The organism is Streptomyces canarius (assembly GCF_014650735.1).
GTDB classification, from domain to species: Bacteria; Actinomycetota; Actinomycetes; order Streptomycetales; family Streptomycetaceae; genus Streptomyces; species Streptomyces olivaceoviridis.
The window spans coordinates 117,487-136,601 of sequence record NZ_BMVN01000016.1 but is presented as its reverse complement, the minus strand read 5'-3'; the positions used below and the strand labels follow the sequence as shown (position 1 = coordinate 136,601).

Below are 19,115 nucleotides of genomic sequence, written 5' to 3'. Positions count from 1 at the left end.
CGTTCCGGCATGCGCCTGCGGGAAAGGGGTGTCTCGTGCGACCGTCGGGGAGACGGCTCGTCGTGAGCAACGGAGCGGTCTCCCGCGTAGGGGAGGGCGGTCCGGCCGGTCGGTGCGCTCGTGAGGAGGATGCCTTTGAAGGCGTTCCGTGGTCCGAAGGTGTGGCTGTGGCGCTGGCGGCGCAACCCGCTCAAGCGCCGGGCCGACGTCGTGGAGGCCTGGGTGGTGCTCGGCGCCTGTCTGCTGACCGTCCTGGCCGGTGTGCTCGCCGGCCTGGCGGCGGCCGGCTCGGTGGAGCACGGACTCGCCCGGGAACGGGCCACCTGGCGGCCCACCGTGGCCCGGGTCGTCGCGCAGGTCCCGGGGAAGTCCCCGGCGCACAGCAGCCATGCCTCCGCCGGGGAACGGATCTGGGCCGAGGTCCGCTGGACGGTCAGTGACGGCTCCGCCCACACCGGCCGGACCCGGGTGGAGCCCGGCAGCAAGCCCGGTACACCGGTCACCGTCTGGACCGACCCGCGGGGCCACCTGGTCTCCCGCCCCGCCACCGCCTCCGAGGCCGCGTTCCGGTCCACCCTGATAGGCCTCCTGGTCGGCGCGAGCACCGCCGCCGTCCCGTTCGTCGCCGGCCTGGCCGTGCGGAGCCGTCTGGAACACCGGCGCATGGAGGCATGGGACGCGGAATGGGCCCGGCTGGGCCCCCAGTGGGGCCGAACGGTCTGACCCCCTGGATACGTCGGCCCGGCCCGGGCGGGACTCCGGATACCGTCGGCGGCCCGCTCCACGGCGTGGGGAAGCGGGCCGGGCCGCAGCAGCGCCTCAGGGCTCCACGACCTCGCACGGCAGAGCGGAACCGTCAGGCAGGTCCTAAAGCCCCGCCAGCACCTCCCGGCACCTCCTCAGCAGTTCCTCGTCGTCCGGGATGTCACGTCTGCCGTACGCGCCCCCGGGGGCCGTGTGCCGGCGTGGGTGGGTCAGTTCGGCGGTGATCAGGTCGCGCAGCGGCCCTGCGGCCGGGCCCATCGTGGTCAGGCACCGGGCGATCGGGCCGCGGGTGCGGGGGTCCGCCGTCCAGGCGGAGCGGAAGACTGGCCGCACCGGTTCGGGATCCCCGGCGACGCGCCACAGCGCGCACGCGGCCGGTATCCGCTCCCGCACCGGCCCGGACCGGGCCAGGCGGCGCAGCTCGGGCAGCGCGGGGCGCGCGGCCGGGCCCAGCCTGCCGAGCTGCCGGACGGCGGCGCGCCGGGCATCGGTATCGTCCCGCGCCAACTCCCGCAGCAGTACGGGGAGTACGGCGGTGGCGTCCCCGTCCGCCGACCACAGCGCGCCCGCCGCGGTGGCCGCGTGCCGGGTGTGGAACAGCCGGCGCAGGAGTGGTGCCGTCTGCGCGGCGGCGCCCAGTTCCGCCAGCGTTTCGATCACCTGGACGGCGACCACGTCCCGCGCTCCCAGGCCGTCGGGGGCGCCCGAGAGCAGCCGTACCAGTTCGGGCACGGCCTCCTTGTCGCCGATGGCCCTGACCGCCGTCAGCAGTGGGCCGGCGAGCCGGGCGGCGGTGGGGGAGGCGAGCGGGACACGGCCGAGGCGGAGCCTCAACGCGGGGGCCAGCGGGGCCGCGGCCCGGCCCAGGTGCGCGGCTTCGCAGCCCAGTCCGACCGGCGCCGCCGGACCGGCCAGCAACTGGGCCAGGGCCGGGACCGCGCGGGGATCGCCGGTCCGGGCCAGCGCCTTGAGCGGGCCGCCCAGCGCGGGGGAGCCGCGTTCCCAGCGGTGCGTCCACAGGTCGGGCCGGGTGCTCACCAGCGCGTGCAGGTCGTCCGCGGCGGGCGCCGCCAGCGTGTACAGCTCCGCCAGGACCGAGACCGCCGCGTCCCGCAGGCGGTCCTGATCGGTGTTCAGCTGGGCGCCCAGCAGCCGGACGAGCGCGCCGTAGTCGCCGCGCCAGCCACGGAACAGGCCCGCCGACATCCAGACGGCGTTGCACCGGTCGACCGGGTCCGGGCTGGTCAACTGCCCGGTGAGCAGGGCGATCCGGTCGTGCACCCGGTCTCCGAGCGCGCTGTGCAGGGTGCGCAGCAGCACGGCGCCCTGTTCGTCCGAGGGACGCAGCCGCCGTATCCGGCGCACCAGGGTGTCCGTACCGGAGCGCTCCGCGGGCGGCCGGCGTTGCGCGGACCGCTCGCGCAGCAGCCGGACCGCCGTGGGCACCAGGTCGGCGGGGAGCCGGACGGGCGCGTGGAGCGCGAGCTGGCCGAGTGCCGCGAGCCGCGGGCCCGGCGCGTAGGGCGGCGCGCTCTGTTCGGCCAGGAGGTCCAGCGCGCCGTCGGCGAGGGCGGGATACCGGCGTGCGAACAGGGCGAGTGCCTCCGTCAGGGCCGGCAGCACGTGGTCGTCCCGCTCGGCCCGCAGTCGCCGGCGCAGCAGCCCCAGGACCCGCACGGGGTCGTCCAGGAAGCGCACCAGGGCTCCGGCCGCAGCCCGGCGCACCACCGGATCCGGGTCCCCGGCCAGCGTGACGAAGGCGTCGGCGCCGGCGCGCACCGCCTCCCACGCCGCGTTCGCCGCACCCCCCGCGCCCGCGCTCCCGTCGCCCTCCCCGCCGATGCCGACCAGCAACTCCACGATGCAGCCCCGGTCCGGTACCTCCTCGCGGGCCGCCAGTGCGAACAGGAAGGGCACGCAGGCCGGCGTCGCCTCGTACGCCCTCCCCTCGTGGTGCACGGCGTCGTACAGCCCGTCGAGCGCGGTCGCCCGCTCGACGGTGTCCGGGGACGCCAGGGCCCGTAACCACCCGGGCACGTCCTCCGCTCTGCCGTGCGCGTGCCGCAGCGAGGCCCAGTCGACCTCGTCGATCCCCGTGAACACGTTGTCCTCCCTGTCCTCCCCAGACGAGTGGCACCTGATCGGGAGTGTGCACCACGGCACTGACAACGGTGCGGAACCGGGCGCTGACTGTGTGCGATCCGTCGGCGGTGACCGGCCACCGGACGCGGTCGCCCGGCACGCGCGCGCGAAGGGGTCAGTTCCGGTCGGGCAGGGCGCGTCCCAGGACGGCGTCGAGGTCGGTTCCCGCCGGCAGGGTGCCGAACGAGTGGCCCCAGTCGCCGCCCAGCCGGCTCGCGCAGAAGGCGTCCGCGACCGGGTGCGGAGCGTGCCGGACGAGCAGGGCGGCCTGGAGCGCGAGCGCCATCCGCTCGACCAGCCGGCGAGCGCCCACCTGGTCGGTTCCGGCCACATCGCGCTTGAGCGCGGCCACGGCCGTGTCGAGCCGGGTGTCCGCCCCGCGCGCGAGGGCGAGTTCGGCGAACAGCGCCTCGGCGGTGTCCGGTTCGCGGCCCAGGGCGCGCAGCACGTCGAGCGCGTTGACGTTGCCGGAGCCCTCCCAGATCGACAGCAGCGGAGCCTCCCGGTAGTGCCGGGGCATGCCGGAGTCCTCCACGTACCCGTTCCCGCCCAGGCACTCCAGGGCCTCGGCGGTGAAGGCCGGGCCCCGCTTGGTGACCCAGTACTTGCCGACGGCGGTGGCGATGCGCCGGAAGGCCCGCTCGCCGGCGTCCCCGCGCACCGCGCGGTCGGCCGCGCCGGCCAGCCGCAGCGTGAGCGTCGTCGCCGCCTCCGACTCCAGCGCGAGATCGGCCAGGACGTTGCGCATCAACGGCTGGTCGATCAGCCGGGCGCCGAACGCGCTGCGGTACCGGGCGTGGTGCCCCGCCTCGACCAGCGTCTTGCGCATCAGGGTCGCCGAGGACATCACGCAGTCCAGGCGGGTGCAGTTGACCATTTCGATGATGGTCTTCACGCCCCGCCCCTCCGGCCCCACCAGCCAGGCGACGGTCCGGTCGAACTCCGGCTCCGAGGAGGCGTTGGACCGGTTGCCGAGCTTGTCCTTCAGCCGCTGGATGCGGAAGGTGTTGCGGCTGCCGTCCGGCAGGACGCGCGGCACCAGGAAGCACGACAGCCCGCCCGGGGCCTGCGCGAGCACCAGGAAGACGTCGCACATCGGCGCCGACGTGAACCACTTGTGCCCGCGCAGCGTGTAGACGCCCGCCTCCCCGGTGGGCGTGGCCGTGGTGGAGTTCGTCCGGACGTCGGAGCCGCCCTGCTTCTCGGTCATGCCCATCCCGGCGAGCAGCCCGGGTTTCTCGGCCGGAACGCGCAGCCGGGGGTCGTACTCCCGGCTGGTGAGCAGCGGCTCGTACAGCTTGGCGAGATCCGGCTGTGCGCGCAGGGCGGGCACGGCGGCGTACGTCATCGACGTGGGGCAGCCGTGTCCCGCCTCCGTGTGCCCCCACACCAGGCCGCCCGCGGTCCGGGCGACGTGCGCGCCCGGCCGGTCGTCGGCCCACGGGGCGCCGGCCAGGCCCTCGGCGACCGCCGTCCGCATCAGGTGGTGCCAGCTGGGGTGGAACTCCACCTCGTCGACACGGTGGCCGTAGCGGTCGTGGGTGCGCAGCACCGGCTCGTACCGGTTCGCCAGTTCGCCCCACTCCTGCGCCTCCGCGCTGCCGGCGCGCGCCCCCAGCCGCCGGACGCCCTCCTCGGCCCACTCCGCGCCCTCCCGGCGCAGCCCCTCCAGCAGGGCCGGGTCGTCGGAGGCGTCGTAGGGGGCGAGCGGCGGGGGCTGGTTGGTCACGTCGTGCGTGGCGTACGACGGCTGGGACGGCGACGGCAGCTTCGACTGCTCGGAAATCGAGACCATAAGTGCCATGTTGCACTCTCCCTACGGCTGTAGCAATGATGCAACAAGGGAACGCACGTACAGTACGGGGCCATGCGCATGAACGTCCCCGCGCAGCCGGACGCGGACGCGGCCGGCCTGCGACCGCTGTCGGCCCGATCGGTCGTGCTGAGCCTGCTCCTCGGCGTGCATCCGCCCCGGCTGCCGGTGAAGGACCTGGTCCGGCTGGTGGAGCCGTTCGGGGTCGGCGGCTCGACGCTGCGGGCCGCGCTGAGCCGGATGGTGGCCGCCGGCGACCTCCGGCGCGGCGACGCCGTCTACCGGCTCAGCGACCGGCTGCTGGCCCGGCAGCGCCGCCAGGACGAAGCCGTGCGTCCCCGCACGCGCGCGTGGGACGGCGACTGGGAGATGGTGGTGATCACGGCGACGGGCCGCGGCCCCGCCGAACGCGCCGACCTGCGCGCCCGGCTGACCACCCTGCGCCTGGCCGAACTCCGCGAGGGCGTCTGGCTGCGCCCGGCCAACCTCGACCGCCCGCTGCCGGGTGACCTGCGTCAGGTGGCGCTCACGTACACCGCGCGCCCCGACGAGCCCCCGCGCGAGCTTGCCGCCCGGCTCTGGCCGCTGGCCGACTGGGCGGCCACCGCGCGCTCCCTGCTCACTCGCGCGACCGGGGCCGACCACCCGGCCGTCCGGCTCACCGCCTACGCGGCGGCCGTCCGGCACCTGCTCACCGACCCGGTCCTGCCGGCCGCGCTGCTGCCCCCCGACTGGCCGGGGGAGGACCTGCGGACGGCCTACGCCGACTACCGGCGGGAACTGGCCACGACCCTGGGTGCCTTGGAACCGGAAGGCGAAGGCTGACCGCACGGCCGGGGGTGGTCCGGCCTGCCGTGACGACCCCGCCGGGACGTGGGACCGCCATGCACCGGCGCGGGTGCCCCGCCCACCGCGGTGTCCGGGCCGCGCGAGCGCCCGGGGGCGACGGTGGCACCCCCGGGCGCCCGGCCGGCGATCACTTGTAGGTGATGTCCGAGCTGGAGTACTTGCAGTACGTGGCGTCCGGGCCCGAGCCGTTCGTGGTCGGCTCCTTGCCGGTGTTGTTGCCGATGTACTTCTGGCACGGAACGATCTTCTTGCCGGTGTCCCCGACGATGGTGACGTTCCTCAGGGTCGCGCTGTCGCCGTAGTTGGTGTTGATGCCGACGAGCTTGCTGCCCTTGTAGGCCGCCTCGATGCCGCTGAGGTTGATCGTCCGCTTGTACTGCGTCTTGCAGTTGCCGCACGAGCGGGCGAACGTGCCGAAGTTCTTCACCGCGAAGCCGGAGACGTTCAGCGTTCCGGCGCCGTTGAACTGGAACACCTTGTCGCTGGCCTCCTTCGCCCCGCCGCCGCTGACGGTGTAGACGTTGGACGGCGAGGAGCCGAGGAAGGTGGCCGCGTCCTCGCCGACGTCCTCCCACCACACGTTCTGGAGTGTGCAGCTGCCGAGGCGGTGGATGCCGTCCGCGGCGGGGGAGCCGATGATGACGTTCTTGAGGGCCGTGCCGGGGGCGAGTTCCAGCAGGGGACCCTGGTCCTCGTCCTGGCTGTCGCTGCCGAGGTCGCCGGAGCCGTACAGCCGCTTCATCCCGTAGTCCTTGGTGCCGGACAGGGAGATGGTGGCGGAGACCGCCTGGCTGCCGTTGGCGCTGGGCCAGGTGGCCGCGCCCGCCGGCGCTCATGATGCCATGATCATGCCAAGCGCGAGTCCGAGGGTGGCCAGGCCGCCCAGCAGACCGCGCGCGTGTGCCGATGAGGTCATGTCCCGGATGCCGTCTTCCGAGTGAGGTCAGATCGAGGTCAGGGTGGGGCTCGTGCGGATCCGGGTGGGGTCCCGCGTGGGCTCGGTCGTGTACGTGAATCAGGTACGCCCTGCGGAACGCTGGTGGGGGGTTCGGTGGCCGCCGAGGCCCGTTGGGGCGCCGGTCGGTCACGCTGATGAACGGACCGTAGAGTGCAAGCGCTTTCTAGCCAACAGGTCGCGCGGCGCGGTTCCGGTCGGCGGGGAAGTGCCGTGGGAGCGCTTCCATGAACCGCGTGTCCATGCCACGATGCCGGGGTGTCCCTCGCATGTTCCTCGCACGACGCGCACGCAGCGCGCCCTCGCACGAGCCGCGATCCGAAGGGACAAGTGACGTGCCCCCCACACCGCACCGCTCAAGAACCGGCACCCGCGAGGCACTTGTCGCCCTCCTGGGTGCCCTCCTGCCGCTCCTCGCGGCACTGGCCCTCGCCGTGCCCCCGGCCACGGCCCGGGAGCGGACCGTCCCCACGGCCACCCTCACGGAGGTCACCGGCTTCGGCACCAACCCCAGCGACCTCCGGATGTACGTCTACGCACCGGGCAACGTCACCGCGCACCCGGCGGTCGTGGTGGCCGTGCACTGGTGCGGCGGCTCCGCCTCCGCGATGTACTCCGGCACCGAATGGGCCTCGCTGGCCGACCGGTACGGGTTCGTCGTCGTGTACCCGTCGGCGACCCGCGCCGGCAAGTGCTTCGGCGTCTCCTCCCCGCAGGCGCTCCGCCGCGACGGCGGCAGCGACCCCGTCGGCATCCGGTCCATGGTCGATTGGGCGACCCGCACCTACGCCGCCGACACCGGCCGGGTCTTCGTCACCGGCATCTCCTCCGGCGCGATGATGACCAACGTCCTGCTCGGCGACTACCCCGACGTGTTCGCGGCGGGCGCCGCCTTCTCCGGGGTCCCCTTCGGCTGCTTCGCCACCACCGACGGCTCCGAGTGGAACAGCTCCTGCTCCGGCGGCACCGTCAGCCACACCCCGCAGGAGTGGGGCGACCTCGTGCGCGCCGCCCACCCCGGCCACACCGGTCCGCGCCCCCGGATGCAGCTGTGGCACGGCACCGCGGACGACACCCTGCGCTACCCCGACTTCGGGGAGGAGATCAAGCAGTGGACGAACGTGCTCGGCGTGAGCCAGACCCCGGCCGCGACCGACACCCCCGTCTCCGGCTGGACCCGCACCCGCTACGGCGCCACCGGTGACCGGGCTCCCGTCGAGGCGATCAGCCTCCAGGGCGTCGGCCACAACCTCTACGGCCCGGGTATGGCCTCCCGGGCACTCGCCTTCTTCGGTCTCGACGGCGGCGGCACCACCCCGCAACCGCCCGCCGGCGCCTGCGAGGTCACGGCCGAGGTCAGCGCCTGGAGCACCGGTCCGACCGCCTCCGTGACCGTCACCCACACCGATACGACCGCGCTGAACGGCTGGAAGCTCGGCTGCACCCTCCCGGCAGGCCAGACCATCACCAACGGCTGGAACGCCACCTTCGGCCCGAACTCCGGCGCTGTGACGGCGACCCACGCCTCGTGCAACGCCACCCTCGCCCCCGGCGCGAGCGTGACCATCGGCTACCAGGCCACGCACACCGGCGACAGCGCGGCACCGGCCGCCTACAGCCTCAACGGCGGTGCGTGCACGGTCGGCCGATGACCCGGGGGCGCGCACCGCAGTGGCATGAGCCGTCGGCGCGCGCCCCGCCGCACCGGAGCCTCGGTCAGCCCCGGCTGTCAGCACCGCACATCCGGCACCCGCCGTCGCCCCGCACCCCGGAAAGGTCTCCGTGAAGTCGCCCAGCAGAACGCCGCTCGCCACCGTCCTCAGCACCTGCGTCCTCGTCCTCGCCCTCGCCGTGACGGCCTCAGCGCTCACGGCGCTGGTCAAGAGGGCGGCACCGGCCACCGCAGCGGCCGCCCCCGGCCGGCACTGGGTGAACACCTGGACCGGCATGCCCCAGCTGACCGAGCCCGCCAACCTGCCGCCCGCGCCGTACACCGGTGAGAAGTCGGTGCTCGTCGACACCACCCTGCGGCAGACGGTGCGCGTCACCGCCGGCGGCCCCCGCATCCGGCTGCGGTTCTCCAACGCGTACGGCGACACCCCGCTGCCGCTGACCGCCGTCACCGTGGCCCTGCCCCGCGACGGCAGGGCCGGGGCCGGCGCGGTCGAACCCGGGACCCTGCGCCGGGTCACCTTCGCCGGCCGGGACTCCACGACCGTCCCGGTGGGCGCCCAGATGGTCTCCGACCCCCTTGACTTCGAGCTGCGTGCCGGGTCCGAGCTGACGGTGACGGCGTACACCGCGCGCGGCCAGGCGTCGCTCGCGCTCACCTCCCATCCCGGCTCGCGCACCACGTCGTACCTCGCGCACGGCGACCACACGCGCGACCAGGACCTCCCCGGCGCGACCGCCGTCGACCACTGGTACCTGCTCAGCGACGTCGAGGTGCTGGCCTCCGGCCGTACCGAGGCGGTCGCCCTGGTCGGCGACTCCCTCACCGACGGACGCGGCTCCACCACCAACGGCAACGACCGCTGGCCCGACCAGTTCTACGACCGCCTGCACGGCAATCCCGCCACCTCGGACATCGCCGTCCTCAACCAGGCGGCCGGCGGCAACCGCGTCCTCAACGACGGGCTCGGCCCCAACGTCCTCGCCCGCCTCGACCGGGACGTCCTCTCCCGCAGCGGCGTGGCCTGGCTGATCCTCTTCGAGGGCGTCAACGACATCGGCACCGCCGACGCCACCCCCGAAGCGCAGCGCGCGGTCACCGACGACCTCATCGCCGGGTACCGGCAGATCGTCGTCCGCGCCCACGCCCAGGGCATCCGGGTCTACGGCGCGACTCTCACCCCGTTCGGCGGCAGCACCCCGTACGACGATCCGGCCGGCGAGCGGGAGGCCGCCCGGCAGCGCGTCAACGCCTGGATCCGCACCCCCGGCCACTTCGACGCGGTGCTCGACTTCGACCGGGCGGTACGGGACCCCGAGGTCCCCGACCGGCTCCAGCCCGCGCTGCACGCCGGGGACTGGCTGCACCTCAACCCCGACGGCTACGGCGTCCTCGCCGCGGCCGTGCCCGCGGGGCTGTTCCGGCACACCTCCTGACGGGTGGGACGGGTGGCGCCGAAGGGATTCATGGCATTTCCTTGGAAATGGTGATTTCCCCGCGAAAGGAGGGGATGACCAGCACGGTCGCGGGCACTCGGTGGGGCACGCAAGACGATCTCACCCGAGGAGAGTCATGGCTGAGCAGAAGTCGTCGGCCCTCACGGCGCCCCTGCGCGGCGCGGCCTCGGTACTGCGCAGGGTGCCCGGCGCCGGAACGGTGACCAGGGCCGCCGGGGAAACACTGGACAAGGTCGGCGCGGTCTCGCCCCGTGGTCGGCGCATGACGGTCTACGCGGGAGCGGGCGTGCTCGGCGCCGCGGGCGTGGTGGAGTGGCCCGTGGCCCTCACCGGCGCGGCGGTGGCCTGGCTCACCCAGCCCCGGCCCGCTCAGCCGGTGGGCGCCGGGGAGACGGCCCCGCCCGCCGAACCCGCGCACGACATGGGCAGCGCGGCCCTCAGGCCCGGCGGTGGGGAACACGGTCCCGACCAGGCGGCCGGGACCTGGACTGCCGCGGGTACCCAGGCGCCGGTCGGTACCGCGGCGCCGGGGCCCGCCGAGGAGCCCGGTACCTCACCCGCGCCCAGCCCGCCCGAGGGCGCCCACGGTGCCCGGGCGTCGGCGGGCAAGACGTCCTCCGGCCCCCTCGGACCCACCGCGCGCCCCGATCGCACCACGCTCTGAGGAGGTCATGTGCCCGGTCTGCCGACAGCGCCGTCGCCCGCCCCCCGCTCGCTGCCGACGGCGCAACGCCTGCTCGCGCGGGCGGCGGCACCGGCGGTCGGACTGGCCGCCGGTGCCGCCGCCGGCACCGCGCGCGCCGGCGTGCGGGGCCTGGACGCCGCCGCGCGTGTGGGGCGGGTGGTGCGCAACGCGCTGCCCGGCTCCGGTGACCACTGGCGGGCCGGGACCCGCACCCACCTGGCGGTACGGCCCCTGGAGCAGGCCGGGCGCGCGGGCGGCACGGAACACCTGGCGCGCCGGATGGCCGAGGCACTGGCGGAGCACCCCGACGTACTCGTCGCCTACTGGGACCAGGGACTCGCCCGCCTGGTGGTGACCGTGACCGAGGAGGAGGCCGCCGACCGCGTCCTGGACCACGCGGCCGGCCTCGCCGAGCGGCACGGGCTCGTCCTGGAGGGCGCGGGCGTGGAGGAGACCACGCACCCGGCCGACCCGGCCGGCGTGCGCGCAGCGGTGGCCACGCTCGCCGCCGACGGCGCCGGGATCGCGGTGGCGCTGACCGCGTACGCGCTGCGGCTGCCGCCCTCGCCCCGGGTGGTGACCGCGGCGGTGACGCTCCTGCGGGAGAACCCCCGTTCCCGCGCATGGCTGCGCGCCCGGCTCGGCGACTCCGGGATGGACCTCCTGCTGGCCTGCGCGAACGCCGCCGTGCACGGCGCCGGCCAGACCCCCACCTCCCTGGTGCTCGACGGCGTCCTGCGGGCCTGCCAGGTGGCCGATACGGTGGCCCGCTCGGCCGCCTTCGACGCCGTGCACGACCAGTTGTGCGCCCCCGACCGCGTCAGCCTCGCCGCGCAGGGCCCGCCGCGCCCGCCGCTGCGCGTCTCCCCGGCCCAGGAGTACGCGGCCCACGCCTCCGCCGGCAGCCTCCTGGGCGCGGCGGCCACCCTCCTGGTCAAGCACGACGGCGCCGAGGCGGCCGAAGCGGTGCTGGCCGGCTCGCCGAAGGCCGCCCGCTACGGTCCCGCCGCCTTCCACGCCGTGCTCAGCGCCGCCCTGGCCCGCACCGGCGTGCTGGTCCGAGCCCCGCAGCGGCTGCGCCAGCTGGAGATGGCCGGCACGGTCGTCCTGCACCCGAGTGCCCTGCGCACCGAGGACGGCGAGGCCGACCCGTGGGCCGAACCGGTGCTGGACGCGGCCCGCCGGGCCGGGCTCCGGGTCGTCCTCGTGGACGACCCGGCCCTGGAGGACTTCACCGGCCTCGCCGACCAGGTCGTCGACGCCCGCAGGCCGCTGGACGACGTCGTGTACGAGGCGCGCGGCGACGAGGGCGCCGTCCTGGTGGCCGCCCGGGTCCGCACGGCCGACGAGCACGACGTGCTGGACGCCCTGCGGGCCGCCGATGTCGCGCTCGCCCTGACCGACCGGGACGCGGCGGTGGTCTGGGGCGCGGACATCCTCGCCCTGCACGGCCTGCCCGACGTGTGGCGGGTGCTGACCGCGGTCCCGGCCGCCCGCCGGGTCGGCCACCGGGCCCAGACCCTGGCCCGCTCCGGTGCCGCGCTGTCCGGGCTGCTCGTCGCCGTCGGCGAGTCCGGCGGCGGACGTGGCCGCCGGTCCGTGCTGCCGGGGCTGCGGCACGCACCCGTCGACGCCGGCGCCGCCCTGGCCCTGCTGTCCGGGATGCGGTCCGCACTGGGCGTGGCGGCGGCCCGCACCCCGCACCCGCGCCCCCGGGTGCACTGGCACGAGCTGGACCCGGAGGAGGCCCGTGACCGGCTGGCCCACGAACCGGCCCCCGAGACCGGCCCGTTCGGCGGGCTGGGCACCCGGATGCGCAAGGCGGCCGAGGGTGTCGGCCGGCATCCGGCCGTCGCGCCCGCCCGCTGGTCCTACCGGCTCGGCCGCGCCGTCCGCGGCGAACTCCAGGACCCGCTCACCCCGGTTCTGGCCGTCGGTTCGGCCGCGTCGGCGATCCTCGGCTCCGTCATGGACGCGCTGCTCGTCGTCGGCGCCCTCGACCTGAACGCCCTGGTCGGCGGCATCCAGCGGTTGCGGGCCGAGCGGGCGCTGTCCGGGCTCGTCGCGGAGCAGAAGCAGAGGGCGCGCCTGGTACCGCCGGAGACCGAGGCCCCGGCCGGCGGCATCCGCACGGTGGAGGCGGGCAAGCTCCGGCCGGGCGACGTGATCCAGCTCAAGACGGACGATGTGGTGCCCGCCGACGCCCGGCTGCTGTGGCAGGAGGGCCTGGAGGTTGACGAGTCCGCCCTGACCGGGGAGTCGCTGCCGGTGGAGAAGCAGACGGACCCCACTCCGCACGCCCCGGTGGCCGACCGGCGGTGCATGCTCTTCGAGGGCACGACCGTGGTGGCGGGCGACGCGCGGGCCATCGTCGTCGACACCGGCGACCGCACCGAGGCCGCCCGTGCCGTCCACCTCGCCGCCCGTACGCCCCCGGCCGCCGGTGTCCAGGCCAGACTCCAGGAACTCACCCGTAAGGCACTGCCGCTGACGCTGGCGGGCGGCGCCGCGGTGACGGGGCTGGCGCTGCTGCGCGGCACCCCGATCCGCGAGGCGGTCAGCGGCGGGGTGGCGGTGGCCGTGGCGGCCGTACCGGAAGGGCTGCCGCTGGTGGCGACGGTCGCGCAGCTGGCGGCCGCCCGGCGGCTGAGCCGGGGCGGTGTCCTGGTGCGCACCCCGCGCGCCCTGGAGGCGCTGGGCCGCATGGACACCATCTGCTTCGACAAGACCGGCACGCTCACCGAGAACCGGCTGCGGCTGGTGCGCACCTCCGACGCCGGGGGCACGGTCCGCGCGGTGGACGACGCCGGCTCCGAGGAGACGATCCGGGCCGCCGCACGGGCCTGCCCGCGGCTGAACGGCGACTCCGACCGGCCGGTGCACGCCACCGACGAGGCCGTGCTGACCGCGGCGCCGCCCGACCCCGACTGGACCCAGCTCGCCGACCTGCCGTTCGAGGCAGCGCGCGGGTACGCCGCCGCCGTCGGCCGGAGCGGGGACGGCCCGGCCGTCCTGGTGGTCAAGGGCGCCCCGGAGACCGTGCTGCCCGCCTGTACCGGACTGCCGGCGCACGCCTCCGACTCCGCGCACACGCTGGCCGGGGCCGGCCTGCGGGTCCTCGCGGTGGCCGAACGCCGGCTCGGCGCGGGGGAGCAGGAGTCCGACGTCCTCGAACAGCCGCTCCAGGACCTGGAGTTCATCGGCCTGCTGGCGCTGTCCGACGTACCGCGCGAGACCTCCACGGCGCTGGTGAACGGGCTGAACGCGGCGGGCGTACGACCGGTCATGCTCACCGGCGACCATCCGCAGACCGCGCGGGCCATCGCCGCCGACCTGGGCTGGCCGGAGGACACCGTGGTGGTCACCGGCGACGAGCTGGCCGCGGCCGACCGCGCGTCCCGGGCCCGGATGCTGCGCGACGCGGGCGTGGTGGCCCGGGTGGCGCCCGAGCAGAAGCTCCAGGTCGTGGAGGCGCTGCGGGACGCGGGCCGGGTGGTCGGCATGGTCGGCGACGGCGCCAACGACGCCGCGGCCATCCGCGCGGCCGACATCGGCGTCGGCATCAACGCGCGCGGGTCGGCCGCCGCGCGCAACGCCGCGGACATCGTGCTGACCGACGAGGACATGACGGTGCTGATCGACGCGGTCGGCGAGGGCCGCGCGCTGTGGCACAGCGTGGCCGACGCGATCGCCATCCTGATCGGCGGCAACGCGGGCGAGGTCGGGTTCGGCATCCTCGGCGCGCTGCTGTCCGGCCGGGCGCCGCTGTCCACCCGGCAGATGCTCATGGTGAACCTCTTCACCGACCTGTTCCCGTCGATGGCGGTGGCGGTGACCGAGAAGGAGGGCGAGGCGGACCTGGGGCACGTGGAGGAGGCCGCCGGAGTGCTGGGCGATCCCCTGCTGCGGCAGATCCGGCACCGGGCCCTGACCACCTGCCTGGGCGCGCTCACGGCCTGGCTGATCGGCCGTTTCACACCGGGCACCGCCCGCCGCTCCAGCACCATGGCGCTGTGCGGGGTGGTCGGCACCCAACTCGTGCAGACCCTGCTCGACCGGCGCGACAGCCGCCTGGTGCAGATCACCTCGCTGGGCTCCGCGCTGGCCCTGGTGGCCGTGGTCCAGACCCCGGGCATCAGCCGCGTCTTCGGCTGCACCCCGCTCGGCCCGGTCGCCTGGGCGGGTGTCGTGGCCGCGATCGCCCTCGCCCTGGCGGGCCAGCGCACACTGCCCCGGCTGGAGCGGACCGTCGGGCGGCTGCTGCCGGTCTGACCCGCACCGCCGGGCCGGGGAGCCGGCCCGGCGGCCCCGGCTCAGACCGAGCGGTGGTACTGGTCCGGGACCCGGATCCCCGCCTTGAGCTCGCGTGCCGCCTGGCGGGCCCAGGACGGGTTGCGCAGGAGTTCCCGGCCGAGCAGGACCACGTCCGCCTCGCCGTTCGCCACGATCTTCTCGGCCTGCTCGGGCTCGGTGATCAGGCCCACCGCGGCGACCGGCATCGGGGTCTCGGCCTTCACCTGGGCGGCGAACGGGACCTGGTAGCCCGGCCCGGTCGGGATGGAGACGCCGGCGGCGTTCCCGCCGGTGGAGACGTCGAGCAGGTCGACACCGTGGGCGTGCAGGTCGCGGGCGAAGCGGACCGTGTCCTCGGGGGTCCAGCCGCCCTCCTGGAGCCAGTCGGTGGCCGAGACGCGGAAGAAGACCGGCTTGTCCGCGGGCCACACCTCCCGCACGGCGTCCACGACCTCCAGGGCGAACCGGGTGCGGTTTTCGTAGGAGCCGCCGTAGGCGTCGGTGCGGTGGTTGGAGTGCGGGGAGAGGAACTCGTTGATCAGGTAGCCGTGGGCACCGTGGATCTCGACGGCCTCGAACCCCGCGGCGAGCGCCCGGCGCGCGGTGGCGGCGAACTGCCCGACGATCTCGGTGATCTGGTTGACCGTCAGCTCGGTGGGGACGGGGTGGCGTTCGTCGAAGGGCAGCGCGCTCGGGGCGAGCGGCTGCCAGCCGTGCGCCTGCGGACCGACGGGCGCGCCGCCCTTCCACGGCCGGTCGGTGGACGCCTTGCGGCCGCTGTGGCCGATCTGGACCGCCGGGACGGTGCCCTGGGCGGTGAGGAAGCGGGTGATCCGGCGGAAGGCCTCCACCTGGGTGTCGTTCCACAGCCCGAGGTCGTACGGGGAGATCCGGCCCTCGGGCGAGACCGCGGTGGCCTCCACCACGATCAGGCCGGTGCCGCCGGCGGCCCGCGCCGCGTAGTGCGCGAAGTGCCAGTCGTTCGGAGCACCGGTGAGCGGCCCCTCCGGGTCGGCCGAGTACTGGCACATCGGGGGCATCCACACCCGGTTCGGGATGGTCACTTCGCGCAGGGTGATGGGCTCGAAGAGCGCACTCACGACGTACTCCATTCGTCACGGACCGCTGATCGGTTCGTACGGTACTCCTCGTACTACGATGAATGTCAAACTACGATGGCTCTCGTACAATGCAGACAGTCGAGCTTCTTGCGAGGAAGGGGCAGTCGCCGTGACCGACACCGCCACCGCCGGCCGTGCGCTGCCGCATCCGGAACGGGAGCAGATCCGGCTGGAGTCCGTGCTGCACGCGCTCTCCGACCCGATGCGGCTCCAGATCGTGCGCGAACTCGCGCTGCGGGAAGCGGAGTTGACCTGCTCGCAGTTCGACCTGCCGGTCACCAAGTCCACCAGCACGCACCACTTCCGGGTGCTGCGGGAGAGCGGGGTCATCCGGCAGGTCTACCGGGGCACGGCCAAGATGAACGGCCTGCGCCGGGACGATCTAGACGGCCTCTTCCCGGGGCTGCTCGACAGCCTCCTCACCGCCGCCGACCGGCAGTCCGGCCGACTGCGCGCCGACGGCTGAACCGCGCCTCACCGGAAGGTGGTTGAAGAGCAGGTTCAGCACGATCGCGGACAGGCAGCCCGCGCTGATGCCGCTGTTCATCACCGTCTGGAACCAGTCCGGGAACTTCGCGTACACCGTGGGCACGCCCACCGGCAGCAGGCCGATCGCCACCGAGACGGCCACCACGGTCAGGTTGTCGTCGCCCTTGAAGCCGACCCGGGCCAGCGTCCGCAGCCCGCTCGCCGCGACCGTCCCGAACATCACCAGGCCGGCCCCGCCGAGCACCGGTGCCGGGATCGCCGCGACCACCGCGCCCAGCTTGGGCAGCAGGCCGAGCAGCACCAGGATCCCGCCGGCCGCCGCCACCACCCAGCGGCTGCGCACCCGGGTCATGCCGACCAGGCCCACGTTCTGCGCGTACGCCGTGTACGGGAAGGTGTTGAACACCCCGCCCAGCACGGTCGACAGGCCGTCCGCGCGCAGCCCGTCGGCGAGGGGGCGCGGCTCGACCTTCCGCCCGGTCAGCTCACCGACGGCGATCAGGTCACCCGTCGTCTCGGTCATGGTGACCAGGGCGACGACCAGCATGGACACGATCGCGGACAAGCGGAACTGCGGCGCCCCGAAGTGGAACGGCGTGCTGACGCCCACCCAGTCGGCGTCCCCGACCCCGCTGAAGTCGGTGAACCCGAACGGCACGGCGACCGCCAGACCGGCCGCGATGCCGAGGAGCACGGCGATCCGGGAGAGGAAGGCGGGTGCGAACCGCTGCACGCCGAGCACCACGGCCAGCACGAAGCCCGCCAGCGCCAGGTTCCTCGGCTCCCCGAAGTCCTTCGCCCCGGCGCCGCCCGCCGCCCAGTTGCCCGCGACCGGCAGCAGCGAGACCCCGATGATCAGGATCACCGTGCCGGTCACCAGCGGCGGGAAGAAGCGCAGCAGCCGGCCGAAGAGCGGCGCGAGCAGCATGATGGCCAGCCCGGCGACGATCACCGAGCCGTAGATCGCGGGCAGTCCGCCCCCCGTCGTCCCGATGAGCACCATCGGTGACACGGCGGCGAACGTGCACCCCTGCATGATCGGCAGCCGGACCCCGAACCGCCGGAAGCCGACGCACTGGATCAGCGTGGCGATGCCGCACACCAGCAGGTCCGCGGTGATCAGATACGCCAGGTCGGCGGGCGACAGCTTCAGCGCGCCGCCCACGATCAACGGCACGGCGACCGCGCCCGCGTACATCGCGAGCACGTGCTGCAACCCGAAGGCGGCGAGCTGTCGTACCGGGGGTATCTCGTCGACGGGGTGCACGTCTGCGGTCGTGGCCATGGGAGCTCCATCAGCGGCGGGTGGGGAGTGGCATGCGGACAGGACGAGACCGTAGGCGTCTTGAACAGTTTGTTGATTTCCGGCCCGTTGCCGGTGTGTGTCCTGCCCGCCCCCGGACAGCCGCGCTACGACAGCACCCGCGCCGCTCCGAGCAGCGCGTCCCAGTCGGAGAGTTTGACCACGCTCCGCCCCAGCCGCGCCCCCAGCTCGGCCTCGGCCTGCTCGATCGCCAGCCAGCCGTCCCAGGGCACGGGCTCGACGCCCGCCGCCCGCAGGGCCGCGACCGGCTCCTCGGGCACGTCCGCGCGGGCGAGCGCGGGAGCGTCCGCGAGCAGCGAGGTCACCGTCTCCTTGGCGCAGGGCCGGTTGGTGCCGATGACCCCGGTAGGCCCGCGCTTGATCCACCCGGCGACGTACTCGCCGGGGGAGGGCACGCCGTCGCGCAGCACCCGGCCCTCCTGGTGCGGGACGGTGCCGCTCGCCGGGTCGAACGGCAGCCCTTCCAACGGCACCCCGCGATAGCCCACCGAGCGCAGGACCAACTGGGCGGGCACGTCCTCGTACCGGCCCGTGCCGGTCACGCCGCCCGTGCCGTCGGGTGCCGTCCGCTCGAAGCGCACGGCACCCACCCGGCCGTCGTCGGCGAGCAGTTCCACCGGCCGCAGGAAGAACCGCAGCCGGATCCGCCGCGCGGCGGTCACCGCGGGAGGCCGTGCCGCCCAGTCGCGCAGCACCTCCACATTGCGGCGCGGCCCCGCCGGCAGCGCGCCGGGATCGGCCGGATCGAGCGCCAGCTCGGCCTTGTCCACGATCACGTCGGTGTCCGGCAGCCCGCCCAGTTCGCGCAGCTCCTTGGTGGTGAAACGGGCCTGCGCGGGACCGCGCCGGCCCACCATCTGCACCTCGGTGAGCCCGCTCGCCGCCAGCGTGTCCAGCGCGGCCTGCGGGATGTCCGTGGGCCGCAGCTCCGCCGCACCCCGGACCAGCATCCGGGTGACGTCCACCGCGACATTGCCCACCCCGACGACGACCGCCGAGCGCACCCCGCGGAGGAAGCCCGCGTCGACCGCGTCCGGATGCGCGCTGTACCAGGACACGAACTCGGTCGCCGACCAGCTGCCCGGCAGGTCCTCGCCGGGAATCCCCAACCGGCGGTCGGTCGCCGCGCCCACGCAGTACACCACCGCGTGGTAGAGCCCCCGCAGCCGCTGTGCCGGCAGCCCGCCGGGGCCGCCCACCCGGACCCCGCCGAGGAACCGCACCCGCTCGTGCTCCAGCACCGTCCGCAGGCTGCCCTGGAGGGACTTGATCTTCTCGTGGTCCGGGGCGACGCCGTAGCGGACCAGGCCGTACGGACACGGCAGCCGGTCCAGGACGTCCACCCGGACCTCCGGATCACGCTGAACGAGGTTCTGGGCGGTGTAACACCCACTCGGCCCGGAACCGACGACGGCGACACGCAGCACAGCGGTACTCCTCGCCCGAAGGAGGTGTGGCGACGGCTCCAGCATGGCACCGCGGGGGCCCCGACGGCAGGGGCCGGTGGGGTGACCCGGGTGCGTGTCCATACGTCCGGATGTGGTCACGAC

General features: G+C 74.9%; 12 protein-coding genes and 1 pseudogene. 7 read left to right on the top strand and 6 right to left on the bottom strand.

What is annotated here, in order from left to right; translation table 11 throughout:
• The first annotated feature begins 135 nt into the window (after positions 1–135).
• Positions 136–723, top strand: a complete 588-nt coding sequence (locus IE294_RS23195; protein WP_435858134.1) for an Rv1733c family protein — start codon at positions 136–138, stop codon at positions 721–723.
• A 144-nt stretch (positions 724–867) separates the two neighbouring features.
• On the opposite strand, the gene IE294_RS23190 is transcribed toward IE294_RS23195, so the two are convergent.
• Both IE294_RS23190 and IE294_RS23185 read right to left on the bottom strand, forming a co-directional pair.
• Positions 868–2,868, bottom strand: a complete 2,001-nt coding sequence (locus IE294_RS23190; protein ID WP_189889098.1) for a HEAT repeat domain-containing protein — start codon at positions 2,866–2,868, stop codon at positions 868–870.
• Between the two features lie 154 nt (positions 2,869–3,022).
• A complete protein-coding gene (locus IE294_RS23185) occupies positions 3,023–4,702 on the bottom strand; it encodes a DNA alkylation response protein (RefSeq protein ID WP_189889096.1) in 1,680 nt (559 codons plus the stop codon).
• A 72-nt stretch (positions 4,703–4,774) separates the two neighbouring features.
• Here IE294_RS23185 and IE294_RS23180 point away from each other — a divergent pair, with 72 nt between their 5' ends.
• Positions 4,775–5,545: a PaaX family transcriptional regulator C-terminal domain-containing protein gene (locus IE294_RS23180; RefSeq protein ID WP_189889094.1), complete on the top strand. Its 771-nt coding sequence runs from the start codon at positions 4,775–4,777 to the stop codon at positions 5,543–5,545.
• Between the two features lie 151 nt (positions 5,546–5,696).
• Here the strand turns inward: IE294_RS23180 and IE294_RS23175 are convergent.
• A pseudogene (locus IE294_RS23175) lies at positions 5,697–6,485 on the bottom strand (pectate lyase).
• A gap of 374 nt (positions 6,486–6,859) precedes the next feature.
• Here IE294_RS23175 and IE294_RS23170 point away from each other — a divergent pair.
• The 4 genes from IE294_RS23170 (at position 6,860) to IE294_RS23155 (ending at position 14,610) form a co-directional block, all read left to right on the top strand.
• A complete protein-coding gene (locus IE294_RS23170) occupies positions 6,860–8,176 on the top strand; it encodes an extracellular catalytic domain type 1 short-chain-length polyhydroxyalkanoate depolymerase (RefSeq protein WP_189889092.1) in 1,317 nt (438 codons plus the stop codon).
• Between the two features lie 130 nt (positions 8,177–8,306).
• Positions 8,307–9,632 carry an SGNH/GDSL hydrolase family protein gene (locus tag IE294_RS23165; RefSeq protein WP_189889090.1) on the top strand — a complete coding sequence of 442 codons (1,326 nt, stop codon included), beginning with the start codon at positions 8,307–8,309 and terminating at the stop codon, positions 9,630–9,632.
• Between the two features lie 136 nt (positions 9,633–9,768).
• Positions 9,769–10,317 (top strand): hypothetical protein, encoded by a 549-nt coding sequence (locus IE294_RS23160; protein ID WP_189889088.1) that lies wholly within the window; start codon positions 9,769–9,771, stop codon positions 10,315–10,317.
• Positions 10,318–10,326: 9 nt separating this feature from the next.
• The gene (locus IE294_RS23155) at positions 10,327–14,610 is read left to right on the top strand and encodes a cation-translocating P-type ATPase (protein ID WP_189889086.1); all 4,284 of its coding nucleotides are present in this window, start codon (positions 10,327–10,329) and stop codon (positions 14,608–14,610) included.
• Positions 14,611–14,651: 41 nt separating this feature from the next.
• Here the strand turns inward: IE294_RS23155 and IE294_RS23150 are convergent, their stop codons facing one another.
• Complete coding sequence (locus IE294_RS23150) at positions 14,652–15,731, bottom strand: NADH:flavin oxidoreductase/NADH oxidase (protein ID WP_189889084.1); 1,080 nt, start codon at positions 15,729–15,731, stop codon at positions 14,652–14,654.
• A gap of 130 nt (positions 15,732–15,861) precedes the next feature.
• On the opposite strand from IE294_RS23150, the gene IE294_RS23145 reads away from it, so the two are divergent.
• Positions 15,862–16,218 (top strand): ArsR/SmtB family transcription factor, encoded by a 357-nt coding sequence (locus IE294_RS23145; protein WP_229917306.1) that lies wholly within the window; start codon positions 15,862–15,864, stop codon positions 16,216–16,218.
• Here the strand turns inward: IE294_RS23145 and IE294_RS23140 are convergent.
• Together IE294_RS23140 and IE294_RS23135 are read right to left on the bottom strand one after the other, a co-directional pair.
• Positions 16,135–17,526: a nucleobase:cation symporter-2 family protein gene (locus tag IE294_RS23140; RefSeq protein WP_189889080.1), complete on the bottom strand. Its 1,392-nt coding sequence runs from the start codon at positions 17,524–17,526 to the stop codon at positions 16,135–16,137. The two genes, IE294_RS23145 and IE294_RS23140, sit on opposite strands and share 84 nt — an antisense overlap.
• A gap of 125 nt (positions 17,527–17,651) precedes the next feature.
• Positions 17,652–18,992, bottom strand: a complete 1,341-nt coding sequence (locus tag IE294_RS23135) for an FAD-dependent oxidoreductase (protein WP_189889078.1) — start codon at positions 18,990–18,992, stop codon at positions 17,652–17,654.
• Between the last annotated feature and the right edge of the window lie 123 nt (positions 18,993–19,115).